Source organism: Faunimonas pinastri (genome assembly GCF_900110915.1).
GTDB lineage: Bacteria > Pseudomonadota > Alphaproteobacteria > Rhizobiales > Afifellaceae > Faunimonas > Faunimonas pinastri.
In genome coordinates this window covers 31955-49801 of sequence record NZ_FOFG01000007.1, presented here as the reverse complement: position 1 = coordinate 49801, position 17847 = coordinate 31955, and the positions used below count along the sequence as shown (strand labels likewise).

Genomic DNA, 17847 nt, shown 5'->3' with positions numbered 1-17847 from the left:
TAACGGGCGTTAATATTTGAACAAGCGCCGCTCCAAGGCGCATTCAAGACTATGGGGCAGAGAATATGAACCGTGCTGCAGAGACGTTCTGCACATGCCCGCTCGCCATGTGCCTGGATTTCACCGGCGGTCCCGCGGGTACGACTGGAGCCGTGCCGACCGCGCCTTTCGCGTCTGTCCCGGCACGGAGACGCCCATGAGCATCGCCCGGCAGATCTTCGCGCCTTCCCAGACCCCAGGCCAGGACTCCGGCCTCGTTTGCGACCGGCACTACGACCGGAGCCGCGAACCCGGCCCCGTCACGATCGCCATCGCCGACGAGCGCCCCTTGCTGCTGCAGGGGCTCCGCACCGCCTTTCCGGCGCCCCGGTTCCATGTCGTCGCGGCCTGCACCGAAACCGAGCCGTTGCTCCGGACGATCCGCCGCGAACGGCCCGATCTGGTGGTGGTGGATATCGCGCTGCCCGGCATCAGCGGCCTCGGCGTCCTGAAGGCGATCCGCGCGGAAGACCTGCCGACCCGCGTGGTGATGCTGACCGATCGCTTCGATATTCCCGACATCGCCAGTGCGATCCGGGAGGGGGCGTTCGGCGTCGTGCTGAAGCGGGCGACGGCGCAGGACCTCCTCGCCTGCATCGAGGCGGTGGCCGCCGGCTCCTCCTGGATCCAGCCGGAGGTCGCCAAGTTCGCGATGGAATCCATCCTCGGATCGCGGCTGCGGGGCGAACTCAAGCCCGTGACGCTGACGGCGCGGGAACGCGACATCGTCGGCCTCGTAAGCTCCGGCCGTCGCAACAAGGAAATCGCTTACGACCTGCAGATCACGGAGGGAACGGTGAAGATGCATCTCCATACCGTGTTCCGGAAGCTCGGCGTTACCAGCCGCACGGAACTGGCGCTCAAGAACAAGAGCCAGGGGTCGTGGGCGGAGTATCGCCGGGCAAGCGTGGAGGACTGGCGCAATGCTTGACCAGCACCCGCTGACGCTTGCCGGCATCCGCCCGCAGGCGGACCGCTCCGATGCGCAGGCCGAGCGCCGGGCGGGCGCCCCGACCCGCCTCTGCGTCGTCGTGCCGGTGTTCAACGAGGAGGAGGGCGTCGCTCTCCTGATCCAGCGCCTCGCCGCGGTGCTGGAGGGCATGCGCGTCGACTGGAGCGTGCTTTTCGTCGACGACGGCTCGGCCGACGGCACGCTCAGGGCCCTGCGCGAACTGCACCGGATCGACCGGCGCATCACGGCCATTTCCTTCAGCCGCAACTTCGGCAAGGAAACCGCCATCGCCGCAGGCCTGCGCTACGCCGATCCGAATGCGGACGTCGTCGTCACCATGGATGCCGATCTCCAGCACCCGCCGGAAACCATTCCGACGCTCCTGCAGCGCTGGCGCGAGGGCTATTCCGTGGTCTTCGCGCAGCGCTCCGACCGCGACACCGACGGGCCGCTCCGCCGCCTTTTTTCCCGGACGTTCTACATGCTTTTCGCCACGCTCGGCCAGACGCGCCTGCCGCAGGGGATCGGCGACTTCCTGCTGTTCGACCGCAAGGTCGTGGCCGCGATGAACCGGCTGGGCGAGCGCACCCGCTTCAACAAGGGGCTTTACGCCTGGGTGGGCTTCCGCTCCGCCACGGTGCCCTTCCGCGTGGCGGAGCGGGCCGCCGGCACGTCCAAGTGGAGCTTCCGCCGCCTCGCCAAGTTCGCGATCGACGGCATCATCTGCTTCTCGTCAGCGCCCCTGAAGATCTGGTCCTATATTGGCTCGGCCGTGTCGCTCGTGGCGCTCAGCTATGCCGCATACTTCATCGGTGAGACCGTTCTTCTCGGCACCGACGTACCGGGATTCCCGTCGCTCTTCGTGTCGATCATGTTCTTCTCGGGAATCCAGCTGATCTCGCTGGGTTTCATGGGCGAATACCTCGCCCGCGTCTACGAGGAGGTAAAGGGGCGGCCGCTGTTTCTGGTCAGCGAGGAGATCGGACTGGCCGCGGAAGCGGCGCGTCCGGCCGAGGGAAGGATGGAGCCAACATGCGTATCGTCCTTTGCGCCGATGACTACGGCCTCGCCGAGGGCGTGAGCCGGGGGATCCTGGCGCTTGGCCGGGCCGGCCGCCTGTCGGCGACGGGCGCGATGGTCACGACGGACCGGTGGAAGCGGGACGCGGCGCCGCTGCGCGAGCTTCGCTTGGGACTGGCTCTCGGCCTGCACCTCAATCTCACGACGGGACGCGCGGTCTCCCCCGTCCCGGAGCTGGCGCCCTCCGGCGATCTTCCCGCCCTGAAGAGGCTGATGGCGCTTGCCTTCTCGGGGCGCCTTCCCGAGGCATGCGTCCGGGCCGAGATCCACCGCCAGCTGGACCGCTTCGAACGGGAAATCGGCAACGCGCCGGATTTCGTCGATGGGCACCAGCACGTCCATGTCCTGCCAACGGTCCGCAGCGCCCTGCTCTCCGTGCTGCGCGAGCGCTACGCCGGCCGTGCGCTGCTTGTCCGCGACCCGGCCGATCGCGCCGACCGCATACTGCGACGAGGCGGGCCGGTCGCGAAGGCGCTGTTCGTCGGGACCCTGGCCCGTGGCTTCGCTGAAGCCGTCCGCGAGGCGGGCTTCCGGGCCAATGACAGCTTCGCCGGCTTTTCCCCCTTCGACGAAAAAGCGTCGTTCGGGCAGGAATTTCAGCGCTTCCTGCGCGCGCCCGGCGAACTCCACCTGATCATGTGCCACCCGGGCTTTCCCGACCCGGAACTCGCCGCGCTCGATCCTGTGGTCGGGCGGCGGCGGCAGGAGTTCGACGCCTTGATGAGGCGGCCCGATCTGCCTGCCCTGCTGTGGCCCGGCTGGCCACGCAGCAAGGTGACGAGGCCGCCATGCAAGGCCGCGGCATGATCGGGCCCGCCGCCCGGCGGTGCGACGCGGAGGCCACCGGCCGGACCGGGCGGCGCCGCGGATTGCCTCTCGCCCCAAGCGCTCGCCGCGAGGATTTCCGGCAGGTCACGTCGTTCCTGCTGGTCGGCGGCATCGCGACGGCGGCGCACTACGCCGTGCTGATCGCGATGGTGGAAGCGGCGCACATCGCGCCGCTTCCCGCCACGCTCGCCGGCTATCTCACCGGCGGCGTCATTTCCTATCGCCTGAACCGTTCGCGGACCTTCAGGAGCACGCGCTCCCACGCCGAGGCCGGCTGGCGCTTCGTCGCCGTCGCGGGCGGGGGCTTCCTGATGACGCTTGCGCTGATGGAAGCCTTCGTCGTCCGCCTCGGGCTTCCCTATCTTCCGGCGCAGATGGCCACCACCGGCCTGCTCCTGATCTGGTCCTTCTCGGCAAACCGGCTCTGGACCTTCTCAAGCGGCGAGCGGACGGCGCCAGCGGACCCGGGCGGCGGCTGACGCGAGCGCCTTGGGTCAGCAGGAACAGGCGTCGGCAGGAGCTCCGCCGTTCCGATTCCGCCCGCTGGCGGAAGCAGCCGGGGCGAAGTCCTGACGGGAGTTTTCCGGTTCACCAAGGGACCGTCCGGCCGAGGTAATCGAGATATTCGAGGCCCGGGCGGTTCTGCTTGGCGAACAGCACGTTGACCAGATTGGGGATGCTTTCCTCGATGGTAAGCCGCGCGTCCGGCCCGCCCAGCTCGGTGCGGACCCAGCCCGGCGCCATCAGGGCCATCGGGCGAGCGCCAGCGGCATGGCGGGCCGCGTAGCAGCGCATGTACTGGTTGAGCGCGGCCTTGCTGCCGCGATAGACCTCGCGCATGCCGCTCGTATTGTTGGCGACGCTGCCCTGTCCCGACGACATGACGCCGATCAGGCCGTCCGGGGAAACCAGGTCCTCCAGCGTCTCGATCACCCGCATCGGGCTGAGCGCATTGGTGACCATCACGCGGATGAACTCGTCCGTGGTCACCTCGCCGATCGTCTCGGTCTCGTTGTTGGTCGTGCCGGCGTTGACGAACAGCATGTCGAACTGCCGCCCCGCCAGACGCCCGCGCAGGGCGGCGATCTCGTCGGGCTCGGTGATATCCAAAGTCTCGATCCCGACCCGGTCGCGATGCTCGTCGGCGAGGTCGTGCAGCAGGGTCCGGGTTCCGCCGCCGCGCACCGTGCCGACGACGTTCCACCCCTTGCGCAGGAACTCCGCCGCCATGGCATGGCCGAGCCCGCGTGATGCGCCGATCAGGAGGATCGTACGGCTGCGGTCGCCAGGTTCAGCTTCTGACATGGGGCAATACCTTCCGATGATGTCGAAGGGAGATATGAGCAGCGGCAAGGCAAGCGCCAGACGCACCGGATTCAAGATATGATTGCATCCGGCGCTATGTCTGTAGCAGCGGGCGGAATAGGCTCGTTCCATGAACAAGGCCGATATCGACCTCAATCTCCTCCTGGCGCTGGATGTGCTGCTCGCGGAGGGCAGCGTCACGGCCGCCGCCCGCCGCCTCGGCCTGAGCTCCTCCGCCATGAGCCGGACGCTGGCGCGGCTTCGCGCCGCGACGGGAGATCCGCTTCTCGTTCGCGCCGGGCGCGGACTTGTGCCCACACCCCGGGCGGCCGAACTGCGCGGCAGGGTTCACGAGCTTGCCCGCGACGCGCGGGCGGTGCTGAGCCCGCAACCGGGCCGATTGGATATCGCGTCGCTCCGGACGACCTTCACCCTTCGCGCCAACGACGACTTCGTCGAACTCTTCTCACTGCCGCTGGTGGCGACCGTCTCCGAGGCTGCCCCGAACGTCGCCCTGCGCTTCGCGCCCAAGCCCGACAAGGATGCCGGCCCGCTGCGGGAAGGCCGGATCGACCTGGAGATCGGCGTGCTCGGAGCTTCCGCGCCGGAGATCCGCACGCAACTCCTGTTCCGCGACGAATTCGTCGGCGTCGCGCGCCTCGGGCATCCGCTTCTGGCGGAGCCCGTGACGCCGGAACGCTATGCCGCGTGCCGGCATGTCGTGACCTCGCGCAAGGAAACCTTCACCGGGCCGGTCGATGACGCCCTGCGGGAACTCGGGCTCAGCCGTGCGATCGTCGCGGTCGTGCCCAGCCACCGCAACGCGCTCCGCATCGCGCGCCGGTCCGATCTCCTCGCCCTCGTCCCGCGCATGTGTCTCGGACCGAACGGCAGTCCCGAACCGCCGTTGGACGGCCTCGCCAGCTTCGATCTGCCCGTCCGCACGCCGAAAATCGCGATCTCGGCCATGTGGCACCCGCGCGTGGATGCCGACCCGGCCCATCGCTGGCTGCGCGACACAGTGATGGCGGTGTGCCGCGCGACGGTATCGTAGAGGCTCGCCGTTCAGCTACGCCGTCGCGGCGAGCCGATCGACCTTGCGCGCGAGGTCGGAGAGATACGGGCCGGCATCCAGAGCGGAGCCCGTCGCCTGCTGCAGGATCCGGTCCGGGGTCAGGCTGCGGCCATGACGGTGGACGTTTTCATTCAGCCATGTCGCGAGCGGCACATATTCGCCCGTTTCCAGCCCGGCGGCGATGTCCGGCTCACGCGAGGCGGCGGCGAAGAACTGCGAACTCATGACGTTGCCGATCGTATAGGTCGGGAAGGAGCCGACCATGCCGGAGGCCCAGTGCACGTCCTGCATCACGCCGCGCAGATGATCCGGCACCTCGAGCCCCAGATAGGCGCGCATCTTCTCCGCCCAGACCGAGGGCAGGTCCGCCACCTCGATCTCGCGGCCGATCAACGCCGCCTCGATTTCCGAGCGCAGGATGATGTGCAGATCGTAGGTGAGTTCGTCGGCTTCCACGCGGATCAGGCTCGGGGCCGCCCGGTTCACCGCCCGCCAGAAGGCGAGGCCGTCTACGTCGGCCAGCTGCTCGGGGAAGGTCGCCTGCAAGGCGTCGAAATGCAGGTCCCAGAAGCGTTCGGACCGGCCGACGCGGTTTTCCCACAGCCGCGATTGCGATTCATGCACGCCGAAGCTCGCGCCGCCGACGGCATAGAGATTGACGAGATCGGTGGTGAAGGCCGAGCGGTCGAAGGCGGGGGCGATGCCCTGCTCGTACATGCCGTGCCCGGCCTCGTGCCAGACCGCGAAGAGGCCGCCCGGCAGCCAGGTCTCGCGGAAGCGCCCCGTGATGCGCACATCGTTGCGGGTAAACGAGATTTCGAACGGGTGGACCGTGTCGTCCAGCCGCCCGCGCGCGAAATCGTATCCCATGCGGGCCGCGATCTCCGCACCGAAGCGGCGCTGCGCCCCGACCGGATAGGCGCGGGCGAGGAAGTCGGCTCGCGGCGGCTCCAGGCCGAGCGCGCGGTCGAGCAAGGGACGAATGCCGGCCTTCAGCTCGCCATAGAGCGTATCCAGCCGCGCCAGCGTCATGCCCGGCTCGTACTGGCCGACGAGCGCATCATAGGGGTGGCGCTCGTAGCCGATCGCGGCGGCGATCTCTCGCTGGATGGCGATCGTCCGTTGCAGGGTCGGCGCGAAGCCCTCGAAATCGTTGCGCAGGCGCAGCTCGGCCCAGAGCGTCTGCGCCCGCGTCTTGAGGTCGGCGGATTCACGGATCAGCGCTTCCGGGATGCGCCGCAGCGTTTCCACCCTCGCTTTCGTGCTTTCCACGGCGCGGCGGCGGAGATCATCGGCCGGCGCGGCCGAGAGTTCGTCGAGCGCGCCCTCCATCGCGGCGGCGAAGGCATCAGACACCGCCATGTCGCGCGCGAGGCCGGTCAGCGTGGCGATCTGCGACGCGCGGGTGGCCGACCCGGCCGCGGGCATCTGCGTTCGCGCGTCCCAGTTCAGGAGATTGACCGTGCAGAGGACATCGTTGATGCGCCCCATCGTCTCCTGGAAACGGGCATAGCTCACGAGGATCTCCGGGGCTTGTTAGTTGGCGGACTGGTGCTTCAGGCGACGATCGATGCGCCCGGGCGGCCGAAATCGACGAGATGGCACGCCGCGCGCTGGACAGGATTGCGCTCCGTCAGCAGCGGACGCTCCGTCCGGCAGCGGTCGAAGACATAGGGGCAGCGTGTATGGAAGGGGCATCCCGAAGGGATGTCGAGCGGGCTCGGCAGTTCGCCGCGCGCGCCGGCCCGGCCCGTGCGGTGCGAGGGGTCCATGTCCGGCGCGGCGTCCAGAAGCGCCCGCGTATAGGGATGGCGCGGCGCGGAGAAGAGCGCTTCAGTATCGCCGATTTCCACGATGGAGCCGAGATACATCACCGCGACACGGTGCGAGATGTGGCGGACGAGACGAAGGTCGTGCGCCACGAAGAGCACGGTGAGGTAAAGCTTCTCCTGCAGTTCGAGCAGCAGGTTGACCACCTGCGCCTGCACGGACACGTCGAGCGCGGAAACGAGTTCGTCCGCCACCAGCACTTCCGGCTCCACGGCGAGCGCGCGGGCAATGCCGATGCGCTGGCGTTGCCCGCCGGAGAACTGGTGCGGCAGGCGATCCGCCGCATCGGCGGGAAGGCGCACGAGGTCCAGAAGTTCGGCGATGCGGGCGGGAATCTCGGACTTCGGGCGCATGGCATGGACCGTCAGGGCCTCGGTCAGCACCTGCCGCACGGTCATACGCGGGTTGAGCGAGCCGTAAGGGTCCTGGAAGATCATCTGGACGCGGCGGTTGAAGGCCCGGCGCTCGCTGCCGGAAAGGCTGCCGATATCGTGGCCCTCGAAGCGGACGCGGCCGTCATTGGGCTCGATCAGCCGGACGATGGTGCGGGCGAGCGTCGACTTCCCGCAACCGGATTCGCCGACGATCCCCAGTGTCTCGCCGCGACGGACTTCCAGGCGCACCCCGTTCAGCGCGTGGACGGCCCTGGGCGGACGGCCGGCAAGCCGGTCCAGCATCGAATGAGCGACGGGAAAGCGGACGACGACATCGTCCACGGCAAGGATCGGGGGCTCCAACGGCCGGCTGGGGCGCTGTTGTTCGCTCATGGCAGTCCCGCCTCCGCGACGCGCTGGTGATGGTGGCAGGCGACCTGGCGGCCGGGGGCGAAGGGCTCCAGCGGCGGCGACACCGCGAAGCAGATGTCGGTGCGGAAGGAGCAGCGGGGATGGAAGGCGCAGCCGGAGGGCATGGCGGCGAGCGATGGCGGCGTGCCCTCTATGGAAAGCAGCGGCCGGCGCTCCGTTCCCCCGCGCGGCACAGAGCCAAGCAGCCCGCGCGTATAGGGATGATGCGGCTCGCGAAAGATTTCGCCGACCTCGCCGGTTTCCACGATGCGCCCGGCATACATCACCGCTACGCGGTCGCAGGTCTGCGCGACCACGCCGAGATCGTGCGTGACCAGGATCACGCTCATGCCGAGCCGCTCGCGCAGGTCCAGGATCAGCTTCAGGATCTGGTCCTGGATCGTCACGTCGAGCGCGGTCGTCGGCTCGTCGGCCAGGAGAAGCCGCGGCTCGCCGGCCAGCGCGATGGCGATCATCACGCGCTGGCGCATGCCGCCGGAGAACTGGTGCGGGTAATCGTCGAGCCGGCCCGCCGCCGCGGGGATGCCGACGAGATCGAGCAACTCGATGGCTCGCACGCGGCGGTCGCGGGCGGACAACCGCGTATGGGCGCGCAGGCTCTCGTCGATCTGCCGCTGCACGGTCAGCACCGGATTGAGCGCCGTCATCGGCTCCTGGAAAATCATCGCGATCTCGTTGCCGCGGATGGCGCGGAGCTTCGCTTCCGGCAGCGCAAGAATGTCGCGACCGTCCCAGAGCACGGAGCCGGTCGTCTCGGCCGGCGCGCGGGCGAGCCGCAACAGCGAGCGCAGCGTCACGCTCTTGCCGGAGCCGGATTCGCCGACGAGGCCGAGGACCTGGCCGGGCTCCACATCGAAGCTGACGCGATCGACCGCCGTGACGGGGCTGCCGGAAGTGTCGAAGCTCGTCGTGAGATCGCGGACGGAAAGGGTGGCGCCCTGCCCGGCCCGCGCTCGTTCTGCCGGGATGGCGCTCATCGTTTCGGCCTCAGCATGTCGGAAAGCCCGTCACCGAGCAGGCTGAACCCCAGCCCGGTGATCACGATGGCGACGCCGGGAAAAATCGAGATCCACCACGCCGTCGACATGTAGTTCTTGCCGTCGGCGATCAGCACGCCCCATTCCGCCGTCGGCGGCTGCGCGCCGAGCCCGAGATAGCCGAGGCTGGAGCCGAGCAGGATGCAGAGCGCCATGTCGGTCATCCAGTAGATCAAGGCGGCCGTGATCGCGTTCGGAAGAAGGTGGCGGAGGATGATGCGCGCCGTGCTGTAGCCCATGACGCGGCCTGCCGCGGCGTAATCCAGCCGCTTCTGCACCTTGATCTCCGCCGCGATCAGCCGGGCATAGAAGATCCAGCCGACGATGCTGACGGCGATATAGAGATTGAAGAGGCCGGGGCCGAGCACGGCCACGATCGCGATCACCAGCACCAGGAAGGGGAAGGTGATCACCGCATCGACGACACGGCCGAAGATCGTTTCCAGCCAGCCGCCGTAATAGCCGACCATCGCGCCGACGAACGTGCCGAAGACGACTGGGAAGAGGGTGCCGAAGAACGCGATCTGCAGATCGATGCGATAAGCCCAGATGGTGCGGGACAGGATATCGCGGCCGAAATTGTCGCTGCCGAAGGGGTGGGCGAGCGACGGCGGCTTGAGAATCGCCTTGTAGTCGAAGGCGGCCGGCTTGTAGGGAGCGATCAATCCGGGCGCGATGGCCAGCACCAGCGAGGCCAGCAGGATCAGAAAGCCGGCGACGAAAGTCCAGGAGATGCGGCCGCGCAGGTTCGACAGGCCGAACCGGCGACGGCGCACCGCCGGGCGGGACAGGATATCCTCCGCCGCGGTCATTGCGCCACCCGCGGATCGAGCGCCGCCTGGATCAGGTCGGTGGCGAGGAAGATCAGCGACACCACCACCGCGAGCGACAGCGTCAGCCCCTGGATGACGGGATAATCGCGGCCATAGATGCTGTCGATCATCAGGCGGCCGACGCCGGGAATGGCGAACACGGACTCGGTGATGACGGCGCCGCCGAGCAGCGTGCCGATCGTCGGGCCGAGCAGCGCCACGCTGGAGATCAGCGCGTTCCGCAGCACGTGGCGGATCATGATGACGCGCGGCATCAGCCCCTTGGCGCGGGCGAAATCGACATATTCGGCATTGAGCACGTCGATGATCGCGGTGCGGAGATTGCGCATCAGCACGGCGGCAAGGCTGACGGCCAGCGTCAGCGAGGGCAGGAACAGGTGGTAGACGTGGTCGGCCATGCTGTCGCCGTAGCCACCGACCGGAAACCAGCGGAGCTGGGCGGAAAACACCGTGAGCAGCACCAGCCCGATATAGAAGACCGGCATGGACAGCCCGACCTGGAAGGTGCCGCGAATGGCGGCGTCCGACACCCTGTCCCGGCGCAGCGCCGCGACGAAGGCGAGCGGCACGGCGATCAGGATGCCCAGGATCGTCGACATGGCGGTCAGGATCAGCGTCGGCGGCAGGCGCTGGCCGATGAGCCGCCAGACCGGGATCTGCACGACATAGGAGCGGCCAAGATCGCCGCTCAGCACATGCTTCACGAACAGGAAGAACTGCACCAGCATCGGCTGGTCGAGCCCGAGTTCGGCCTGGGCGTGGGCCACCTGCGCGTCGGTCACCCGGTCGCCGGCCTGCGCGCTCAGGGGATCACCCGGCAGCAGCCGGACGATCACGAAGGTCACCACCAGGATAAAGACGAAGGTGGGGATCATCTGCAAAAGACGGCGCACGACGAAGCCGAGATTCAGCAACCGGCAGATCTCCGATCATTGGAAACGGAAGGCGAGCGCGGAGACCGGCTCCGCGCTCGTTCGATCACTTTTCGATATGGGCGGCGGAAAAGATGTTGTTGCCGAGCGGGATCTGCACGAAGCCTTTCACGCTCTTCTTCAGCACCACCGGATAGGGCGACTCGTAGAGCGGAACGATCGGCCCGTTCTTGTAGATCTCCTGCATCCGCGCATATTCGTCAGCGCGCTTCTTGGCGTCGAGTTCCTTCTGCGACGCCTCGTAGAGCTTGTCGAACTCGTCGTTCTTCCAGCCGGAATGCTGCGCCTGGATCGTCGGAGAATAGCCGAAATAGGACGTGATCTCGTTCGGGTCCGCGATGTCGTCGGTCCAGTAGCCCAGGCGCATGGAGAAGTCGCCGGCGCGGTACTTGGCCTGCAGCGTCGCGTTGTCGACCTGCTCGATGTTGAGCTTCACGCCGATCTCGCTCCACATCTGCTGCAGCGCGGTGGCGATGCCGATTTCGTCCACATTGCCGGCGATGACGAGGCAGGAGAAGGAGATGCCCTTGTCGAAGCCCGCTTCCTTCATCAGGCTCTTGGCCTTCTCGACATCCACGGGGAATTCCGTGCCGCTGCCCACATGCATCGGCGTCGCGGCCGACATGTAGGAGCTCATCGGGGTGCCGACTCCGTGCGTCACGATCGCGATGATCGCATCCTTGTCGGCGGCGTAGTTCAGCGCCTGCCGCACCTTCTCGTTCGACAGCGGATTGTCGGAACCGTCCTTCAGCTTCGGCCGGACATTGAGATTGCCGTAAGCGACCTTGGTGGAGGGGAAGAGTTCCATGTCGAGCTTGTCGTCGGCCTTCAGCTCTTCAACGCGGCTGAAGGGGATGAACTCGGCTCCATCGAGCTCGCCGGACTGCACCTTGAGGATGCGGGTCGCGTCGTCCGGGATCACCTCGAAGGTGACGCCGTCGAGATACGGAAGCGGCTGGCCGTCCTCGCCCTTGCGCCAGTAATGGGGGTTCTTGACGAGCTTCATCTCCGAGCCGTGGTTCCACGACTGGATCGTGAAGGGACCGGAGCCGACGGGATGCTCGCTGAAGGTCTTGGCCTTGGCCGCATCGTCCGCGCCGGCCGCCGCCTCGAACTGCTTCTTCGGCATGATGGAGGTGTTGAAGACGCTGAGCGCGGAAAGGATCGCCGGGTCCGGGTGCTTCAGGGTGAGCACGATGGTCTTGGGATCCTTGATATCGACCGATCCGACGGATTCCAGCAGGAAGTTCCAGATGCCCTTCTGCGGGTCGCGGGCGCGGTCCAGCGACCATTTCACGTCGTCCGCCGTGATCGGCGAGCCGTCGGAGAACATCGTGCCCTCGCGCAGGGTGACCGTGACGCTCATGCCGTCCGGCGCGACCTGCCAGGCGGTGGCGAGGCCGGGCTGCAGGCCCTTGCCGTCGTCGGTGGGCAGGATCAGCGTGTCGTAGATGTTGGACAGGATCCAGATATCGACGTTGCCGTCGTTCAGGACGGGCTCCACGAAGAGGCTGTCGGCGTACCGCCCATAGACGAGCGTGCCGCCGCGGGTCAGCGCTTCGGCCGGGCCGAGCGTCGCCAGGCTGATGCCAAGCAGGAGGGCGGATGTCGCGGCAAACTTGAAGGAGATCTTCATTTGGGTCCTTCCGGTGTCGGCAAAGCCCCCGGGCCGGCGGAGCCGGTTTCGGCGGTTCGAGTGTTCCAGTCGTATAGAACGCTATTCTTCACTCCAGCCGACTGTCAATTCACCGCCGCCCCCAAATTTTGAGCGCCGTCAGCCCGCTTTTTGTGCACTAAGCTCGATTGTCGGGGCTCGGATTGCCGTGCTAGCCCTGTAGAACAGATTGCAGGATCGTCATGCGTCTCGTTCTTGATCGCGACTTACCTGTGCCACTCGGCGCACAGCTTCGCGGGCTCATCGAATACGGTATTGCGTGCGGGGAACTCGCTCCCGGAGAGCGGCTTCCCTCCGTTCGCGACCTTGCCGACGAGCTCCGCGTCGCCGCCATGACGGTCGGGCAGGTCTACCGCGATCTCCGCGACGCCGGCCTCATCGAGACGCGGGCGGGATCCGGCACCTTTATCGCGCGCCGCGAGGAGCGGTCCGGCGAAATGGCCCGTCGCACCGGTAATTTCCATCGCCACATCGATCTGCTCGTGGAGGAAGGTTTCGCGCTTGGCCTCCGGAGCAGCGAGATCGCGGGGCTGATCGCGGCCCGGCTTTCGGCGAGGCAGGCAAGCGGTCCGGTCCGGCAGGTGGTGATGGCCGGCATCTTTCCCGCCGCCACCGCCGGCTATGCGCGCGCGATCGCCGAAGCCCTGGGCAAATCGGCAATTGTGGAAGCGATCACCATCGATGTGCTCCAGCGCAGCGAAGCGGACCGGCAGCGCGCGGCTTCTGCCGATCTGGTGCTGACCTTCGCGCATCGCCGCCGGGAGGTGGAGGCGCTGCTCGGCCGCCGCTCCGTCACCGCGATCAGCTTCATTCCCGCCGAGGCGACGCGCCGCGCCCTCGCCTCGCTCGATCCGCGCAGCCGCGTCCTCGTGGTGTCCCGCTTTCCGGAATTCCTGCCCGTGATGAAGCCCGGCGTGCAGCGCTTCGCGCCGCATGTCTCCGAGGTCGCGGCGGTGGTCCTCGACGCCGAGGAGATGGAAGCGCTGCTGCCGGCGCATGACGTCGTCGTCTTCGCCAGCGGCGCGGAGCGCGTGCTGGAGAAGCTCGACCAGCGCACGCTGGCCATCGAATACCGCCACATCCCCGATCCCGGCGAGATCGAGCGGATCGTCGTTCCGCTCGTGCAATCGCCGATGCCGGACACCGCCGAACTGGACAGAGAAGCGTCATGAAGATCAGCGACATGAACTGGTCCCAGGTAGAAGCCTACCTGAAGACCGACGACCGCGCCGTGGTGCCGCTCGGCAGCACCGAGCAGCATGCGGGCCTCAGCCTTTCCGTCGATTCCATCCTCTCCGAGCGGGTGGCGGCGGAGGCGGCCGAGCCGCTCGGCATCCCAGTCTTTCCCGTGGTGGCCTACGGGATCACGCCCTATTTCCTCTCCTATCCCGGCTCCATCAGCCTGCGGCAGGAAACCTATGTCGCCATCGTCCGCGACATTCTCGACGGGCTGCATCGGCAGGGCTTCCGTCGCATCCTCCTCGTCAACGGCCATGGCGGCAATGCGCCGGCCGGCAGCTTCGCCATCGAGTGGATGGGCGACCACCTGGGCGCCGCCGTGAAGTTCCACAATTGGTGGAACGCGCCGAAGACGCTCGCCAAGGTGCACGAGATCGACCCGGTCGCCTCGCACGCATCCTGGATGGAGAACTTCCCCTGGACGCGGCTGAAGGACGTGGTGCTGCCCAGCCAGCAGAAGCCCATGATCGAGTTCGACCGCATGCGCGTCATGGATCCGGACCGGGTGAAGAGCTATCTCGGCGACGGCAATTTCGGCGGCTACTATGAGCGGCCCGATGAGGACATGCTGGCGATCTGGGACGTCGCGGTGAAGGAAACGCGCGCCCTGATGGAGGGACCGTGGTCGTGAGCGGCGTGGAGGGAAGCGGCGGGACCGGCGGTGGCCCGATCCTGGTCTGGGGCGCCGGCGCGATCGGCGGTTCGGTCGGCGCGGCCCTGGTGCGGGCCGGTGAAGAGGTGATCTTCGTCGATCAGGCGGCCGATCACGTCGCCGCCATCAACACGTCCGGATTGAAGATCACCGGACCGGTCGAGGAATATACCGTCCAGGCCCGCGCCTTCATGCCGGCCGGGGTGCAGGGCACGTTCGAGCGCGTCATTCTCGCGGTCAAGGCACACCATACAGGCACCGCGCTGGACGATCTCGCCCCGCATGTGGCCGGGAACGGCTTCGTCGTCTCCGCCCAGAACGGGCTGAACGAGCATGAGATCGCCGCCCGCATCGGGGACGAGCGCACCGTCGGCTGCTTCGTCAATTTCGGCGCGGATTATCTGGAGCCCGGCATCATCCATTATGGCGGTCGCGGCGCGGTCGTTCTGGGCGAACTCGACGGCCGCCGGACGCCGCGCGTGGAGGACCTGCATCGCCTCTTCAGCATGTTCGATCCCGCCGCGATCGTGACGCCCAACATCTTTGGCTATCTCTGGGCGAAGCTGATCTACGGCGCGCAGCTCTTCGCCACCGCCCTGACCAATGACAGCATCGCCGACGTGCTCGCGACCGAGCGATACCGCCCCTTGCTGACGCGGCTGGCGCACGAAATCGTCGCCGTGGCGCGCGCCGAGGGCGTGTCGCTGGAAGCCTTCAACGGCTTCGATCCCAGGGCTTTCCTGCCGGAGGCACCGGCTTCGGAAACCGCCCGCTCCTTCGACGAGATGGTCGCGCATAATCGCAAATCGGCGAAGTCGCATTCCGGCATCTGGCGCGACCTTGCCGTGCGCAAGCGCAAGACCGAGGTGGACGCGCAGCTGGGCCCCATCGTGCAAACCGGCCGCAAGCACGGCCTGCGAACGCCGATCACGGCGGGCATCATCGCCCGCATCCACGACATCGAGGAAGGCCGGGCCGATCTGGACGTCGCTCATCTCGACGAGCTGAATCGTCTTTCCGACACCAGCCCGGCAGACAGTGGAGCGGCCGCATGAAGATCGACCTTGCCGGCCGCACCGCGCTCGTCACCGGCGCCGGCCACGGCTTCGGCCGCGCGATCGCGGTCGGCCTCGCGAAGGTCGGCGCGACCGTCTTCGCCTGCGACATCCTCGATGACGAACTGCCGGAAACCGCGGCGATAGCGGGCCCGAGCTGCCACATCCGACGGCTCGACGTGACGGATGCCGAAGCGATCCGCTCCACCGTCCGCGAGATCGAGGCCGCCGGCCACGGCATCGACATCCTCGTCAACAATGCCGGCGGCGTCCTCGGTCAGGTCGGCCGCCCCATCGAGGAGATCAGCCTCCGGGACTGGCAGGGCATCTTCGACGTCAATCTCACCGGCGCGTTTCTGACCGCGCAGGCCCTCGCGCCCGGCATGAAGGCGCGGCGCTTCGGCCGCATCGTCAACATCTCCTCCGGGGCGGGTCTCGGCATCAGCCTCACCGGCATCCAGGCCTATGCCAGCGCCAAGGCCGGCCAGATCGGCCTGACGCGGCAGCTCGCCCACGAGCTCGGCCCCTGGAACATCACCGTCAACAATGTCGCGCCGGGCTTCGTCCGCTCCAATCCCGCCAGCGAGCGGCAATGGCACGCCATGGGCGAGGACGGGCAGGAGAAGGTCCTTCAAGGCATCGCGCTGAAGCGCCTGGGCACGCCCGAGGATATCGCCAACGCCGTGCTGTTCTTCGCCTCGGAGCACGCCGGCTGGATCTCCGGGCAGGTGCTCAGTGTCGACGGGGGCAAATAGCGCCGAACAGCAACGATGAGGAAGCGGCATGACCGACGTATCCCACATCGCCTTCGCCAGCGTTCGAGATCTCGGTGCGGCCTATCGGTCCGGCCGCCTCGGTCCGGTGGATGTCGTCACGGCCTCGCTCGCCCGACTGGATTTGCTGGAGCCGAAGCTAAACGCCTTTCTCGAGCCCATGCGCGAGGAAGCGCTCCGAGCGGCTGACGAGGCCATGCGTGCGTTGCAGGCGGGGGAGGATCGCGGCCCGTTGCACGGCATTCCCGTCGCGATCAAGGATATCATCGACGTCGCGGGCGTGCCGACGACCTATGCCACACGGGCCGTCGCTCCTGTCATGCCGGAGCGCGACGCGGAGCTCGTCCGCAATTTGCGCGCAGCCGGCGCCATTATCCTCGGCAAGACGAACCTTCTCGAATTCGCCTATGGCATCGCCCATCCCGAGATCGGGCAGACCAACAATCCCTTCGATCCCGGCCGGACGTCCGGCGGCTCCAGCGGCGGTTCGGCCGCGGCGGTTGCGGCCGGCATCGTGCCCCTGGCGGTCGGGACCGATACCGGCGGCTCCATCCGCATTCCCGCGTCCTATTGCGGCATCGTGGGGCTGAAGCCGACCTACGGCCTGGTTTCGACGGACGGCGTCTTTCCTCTCTCCTGGTCTCTCGATCATGCCGGCCCGCTGGCCCGCAGCGTGGAGGATGCGGCGCTGCTGCTGGCGGGGATGGCGGGCAGGCCGATGCCCCTCGCCCGGCGCGAGATCGGCGGATTGCGGATCGGCTTCGTCGGCGCGCATCTGGATTCCGCCGCGCTGACCCTGCCCGTCCGCGCTCTCATGCAGGAGGCGATGGTGAAGCTTTCCGCCGCCGGCGCGGCGGTCGGGCGGATCGAGATCGCGGGATCGCGCGACGCCAATCCCGGCCTGCATGGAGTGCTCCTGCCGGAGGCGAGCCTTGTTCATGAAACGCTGGCCGGGGTGCGGCCGGAGGGATATGCGGCGCGCACGCGCGGCCAGTTGGCGGCAGGCCGGAACGTTCCGGCGATCGAATACCTTCGGGCCCAGCGCCTGCGGGAACGGCTTCGCTCAGCTGTCGAGGCGCTCTTTGCGGAGGTCGACGCGATCGCGAGCCCCGCCGTCGGCTTCGTGGCCCCCCACGAAGATCCCGTCATCACCGGCGACGAGGAAGACGGCGAGATGATCTCCTCCGGCCTCGCCAACATGACGGGGCACCCGGCGATCAGCATTCCCTGCGGCTTGAGCGAAGGCCTGCCGGTTGGACTGCAACTGGTCGGCCCGATGAACCGGGATGCCGACCTGCTTTCCATGGCGGCGGCAATAGAGAGGGTGCTCGCCTTCGGCGCCCGACCGAGCCTCTGACGAGAAACGCGCAGGATTACCGAAACGCGGCGGCCGACGAATTCGTCAGGACGCGGGTCATTGGGTCCAGGCGGATCTTGGAAAAGCTGGGGCTTCGCCGGGGGGCGGCGTGATCGGGCAATCCTGATCGCCTCGCCCGGCATGAACGACACTGCATGGTCTCGCTCCAGAAGAAGCCCGGCACAGCCTTTCGACGGCCGACTGCCATATCGATGCGCGGGAGGACCGAATGCGGGGGGCTCTACACCACGATTTGCGACGATCGCTGCGCTGCTCAACCCAGCCGAGGTCAGCGATCTCCCTGAGTCGGTCGAGGCCGGGTGAGTATCCGCCGCTGCACGGCCCCGTCCAGCGTTCCCTCGACAATGGATTCAGCCCG

The 17847-nt window shown here is 67.5% G+C and carries 17 protein-coding genes; 10 read left to right on the top strand and 7 right to left on the bottom strand.

Annotation, left to right across the window (positions count from 1 at the left end; translation table 11 throughout):
- The first annotated feature begins 196 nt into the window (after window positions 1–196).
- From BMY25_RS10660 to BMY25_RS10645, 4 genes are all read left to right on the top strand, one after another.
- On the top strand, window positions 197–970 hold the full coding sequence (locus BMY25_RS10660) for a response regulator (protein ID WP_177176816.1): 774 nt from the start codon (window positions 197–199) through the stop codon (window positions 968–970).
- Window positions 963–2072, top strand: coding sequence for a glycosyltransferase family 2 protein (locus BMY25_RS10655; RefSeq protein ID WP_092496630.1), 1110 nt, complete (start codon window positions 963–965; stop codon window positions 2070–2072). Before BMY25_RS10660 ends, BMY25_RS10655 begins: the two co-directional genes overlap by 8 nt.
- Window positions 2024–2878 carry a ChbG/HpnK family deacetylase gene (locus tag BMY25_RS10650; RefSeq protein ID WP_092496629.1) on the top strand — a complete coding sequence of 285 codons (855 nt, stop codon included), beginning with the start codon at window positions 2024–2026 and terminating at the stop codon, window positions 2876–2878. Before BMY25_RS10655 ends, BMY25_RS10650 begins: the two co-directional genes overlap by 49 nt.
- Before the next feature lie 62 nt (window positions 2879–2940).
- Window positions 2941–3378: a GtrA family protein gene (locus BMY25_RS10645; protein ID WP_238858275.1), complete on the top strand. Its 438-nt coding sequence runs from the start codon at window positions 2941–2943 to the stop codon at window positions 3376–3378.
- A 109-nt stretch (window positions 3379–3487) separates the two neighbouring features.
- Here BMY25_RS10645 and BMY25_RS10640 read toward each other — a convergent pair whose 3' ends face one another.
- Window positions 3488–4204 carry an SDR family oxidoreductase gene (locus tag BMY25_RS10640; RefSeq protein ID WP_092496765.1) on the bottom strand — a complete coding sequence of 239 codons (717 nt, stop codon included), beginning with the start codon at window positions 4202–4204 and terminating at the stop codon, window positions 3488–3490.
- A gap of 130 nt (window positions 4205–4334) precedes the next feature.
- Here BMY25_RS10640 and BMY25_RS10635 point away from each other — a divergent pair, with 130 nt between their 5' ends.
- Complete coding sequence (locus BMY25_RS10635; RefSeq protein WP_092496628.1) at window positions 4335–5258, top strand: LysR family transcriptional regulator; 924 nt, start codon at window positions 4335–4337, stop codon at window positions 5256–5258.
- Between the two features lie 15 nt (window positions 5259–5273).
- Here BMY25_RS10635 and BMY25_RS10630 read toward each other — a convergent pair whose 3' ends face one another.
- From BMY25_RS10630 to BMY25_RS10605, 6 genes are all read right to left on the bottom strand, one after another.
- A complete protein-coding gene (locus BMY25_RS10630; RefSeq protein WP_238858274.1) occupies window positions 5274–6797 on the bottom strand; it encodes a carboxypeptidase M32 in 1524 nt (507 codons plus the stop codon).
- Between the two features lie 38 nt (window positions 6798–6835).
- Window positions 6836–7876, bottom strand: coding sequence for an ABC transporter ATP-binding protein (locus BMY25_RS10625; protein ID WP_092496627.1), 1041 nt, complete (start codon window positions 7874–7876; stop codon window positions 6836–6838).
- Window positions 7873–8892, bottom strand: coding sequence for an ABC transporter ATP-binding protein (locus BMY25_RS10620; protein WP_092496626.1), 1020 nt, complete (start codon window positions 8890–8892; stop codon window positions 7873–7875). The genes BMY25_RS10625 and BMY25_RS10620 overlap by 4 nt, the downstream gene beginning before the upstream one ends.
- The gene (locus tag BMY25_RS10615) at window positions 8889–9764 is read right to left on the bottom strand and encodes an ABC transporter permease (protein WP_092496625.1); all 876 of its coding nucleotides are present in this window, start codon (window positions 9762–9764) and stop codon (window positions 8889–8891) included. Before BMY25_RS10615 ends, BMY25_RS10620 begins: the two co-directional genes overlap by 4 nt.
- Window positions 9761–10699, bottom strand: a complete 939-nt coding sequence (locus tag BMY25_RS10610; protein ID WP_238858273.1) for an ABC transporter permease — start codon at window positions 10697–10699, stop codon at window positions 9761–9763. Before BMY25_RS10610 ends, BMY25_RS10615 begins: the two co-directional genes overlap by 4 nt.
- A 64-nt stretch (window positions 10700–10763) precedes the next feature.
- Window positions 10764–12353, bottom strand: a complete 1590-nt coding sequence (locus BMY25_RS10605) for an ABC transporter substrate-binding protein (RefSeq protein WP_092496624.1) — start codon at window positions 12351–12353, stop codon at window positions 10764–10766.
- A gap of 221 nt (window positions 12354–12574) precedes the next feature.
- Between BMY25_RS10605 and BMY25_RS10600 the strand changes: the two genes are divergently transcribed.
- Genes BMY25_RS10600 through BMY25_RS10580 form a run of 5 tightly spaced genes read left to right on the top strand, consistent with a single transcriptional unit; the run spans window position 12575 to window position 17468 of the window.
- On the top strand, window positions 12575–13564 hold the full coding sequence (locus BMY25_RS10600) for a GntR family transcriptional regulator (protein WP_092496623.1): 990 nt from the start codon (window positions 12575–12577) through the stop codon (window positions 13562–13564).
- Window positions 13561–14262, top strand: coding sequence for a creatininase family protein (locus BMY25_RS10595; RefSeq protein ID WP_092496622.1), 702 nt, complete (start codon window positions 13561–13563; stop codon window positions 14260–14262). The genes BMY25_RS10600 and BMY25_RS10595 overlap by 4 nt, the downstream gene beginning before the upstream one ends.
- Window positions 14253–15338 carry a ketopantoate reductase family protein gene (locus tag BMY25_RS10590; protein WP_238858272.1) on the top strand — a complete coding sequence of 362 codons (1086 nt, stop codon included), beginning with the start codon at window positions 14253–14255 and terminating at the stop codon, window positions 15336–15338. The genes BMY25_RS10595 and BMY25_RS10590 overlap by 10 nt, the downstream gene beginning before the upstream one ends.
- On the top strand, window positions 15335–16093 hold the full coding sequence (locus BMY25_RS10585) for an SDR family NAD(P)-dependent oxidoreductase (RefSeq protein WP_092496621.1): 759 nt from the start codon (window positions 15335–15337) through the stop codon (window positions 16091–16093). The genes BMY25_RS10590 and BMY25_RS10585 overlap by 4 nt, the downstream gene beginning before the upstream one ends.
- 28 nt (window positions 16094–16121) lie before the next feature.
- A complete protein-coding gene (locus tag BMY25_RS10580; protein WP_092496620.1) occupies window positions 16122–17468 on the top strand; it encodes an amidase in 1347 nt (448 codons plus the stop codon).
- Window positions 17469–17847 lie beyond the last annotated feature (379 nt).

Excerpts from the sequence above, each read along its gene's own strand:
- BMY25_RS10660 (WP_177176816.1), top strand. The coding sequence starts at position 197 with ATGAGCATCGCCCGGCAGATCTTCGCGCCTTCCCAGACCCCAGGCCAG.
- BMY25_RS10655 (WP_092496630.1), top strand. The coding sequence starts at position 963 with ATGCTTGACCAGCACCCGCTGACGCTTGCCGGCATCCGCCCGCAGGCG.
- BMY25_RS10650 (WP_092496629.1), top strand. The coding sequence starts at position 2,024 with ATGCGTATCGTCCTTTGCGCCGATGACTACGGCCTCGCCGAGGGCGTG.
- BMY25_RS10640 (WP_092496765.1), bottom strand. The coding sequence starts at position 4,204 with ATGTCAGAAGCTGAACCTGGCGACCGCAGCCGTACGATCCTCCTGATC.
- BMY25_RS10635 (WP_092496628.1), top strand. The coding sequence starts at position 4,335 with ATGAACAAGGCCGATATCGACCTCAATCTCCTCCTGGCGCTGGATGTG.
- BMY25_RS10625 (WP_092496627.1), bottom strand. The coding sequence starts at position 7,876 with ATGAGCGAACAACAGCGCCCCAGCCGGCCGTTGGAGCCCCCGATCCTT.
- BMY25_RS10620 (WP_092496626.1), bottom strand. The coding sequence starts at position 8,892 with ATGAGCGCCATCCCGGCAGAACGAGCGCGGGCCGGGCAGGGCGCCACC.
- BMY25_RS10615 (WP_092496625.1), bottom strand. The coding sequence starts at position 9,764 with ATGACCGCGGCGGAGGATATCCTGTCCCGCCCGGCGGTGCGCCGTCGC.
- BMY25_RS10605 (WP_092496624.1), bottom strand. The coding sequence starts at position 12,353 with ATGAAGATCTCCTTCAAGTTTGCCGCGACATCCGCCCTCCTGCTTGGC.
- BMY25_RS10600 (WP_092496623.1), top strand. The coding sequence starts at position 12,575 with ATGCGTCTCGTTCTTGATCGCGACTTACCTGTGCCACTCGGCGCACAG.
- BMY25_RS10595 (WP_092496622.1), top strand. The coding sequence starts at position 13,561 with ATGAAGATCAGCGACATGAACTGGTCCCAGGTAGAAGCCTACCTGAAG.
- BMY25_RS10585 (WP_092496621.1), top strand. The coding sequence starts at position 15,335 with ATGAAGATCGACCTTGCCGGCCGCACCGCGCTCGTCACCGGCGCCGGC.
- BMY25_RS10580 (WP_092496620.1), top strand. The coding sequence starts at position 16,122 with ATGACCGACGTATCCCACATCGCCTTCGCCAGCGTTCGAGATCTCGGT.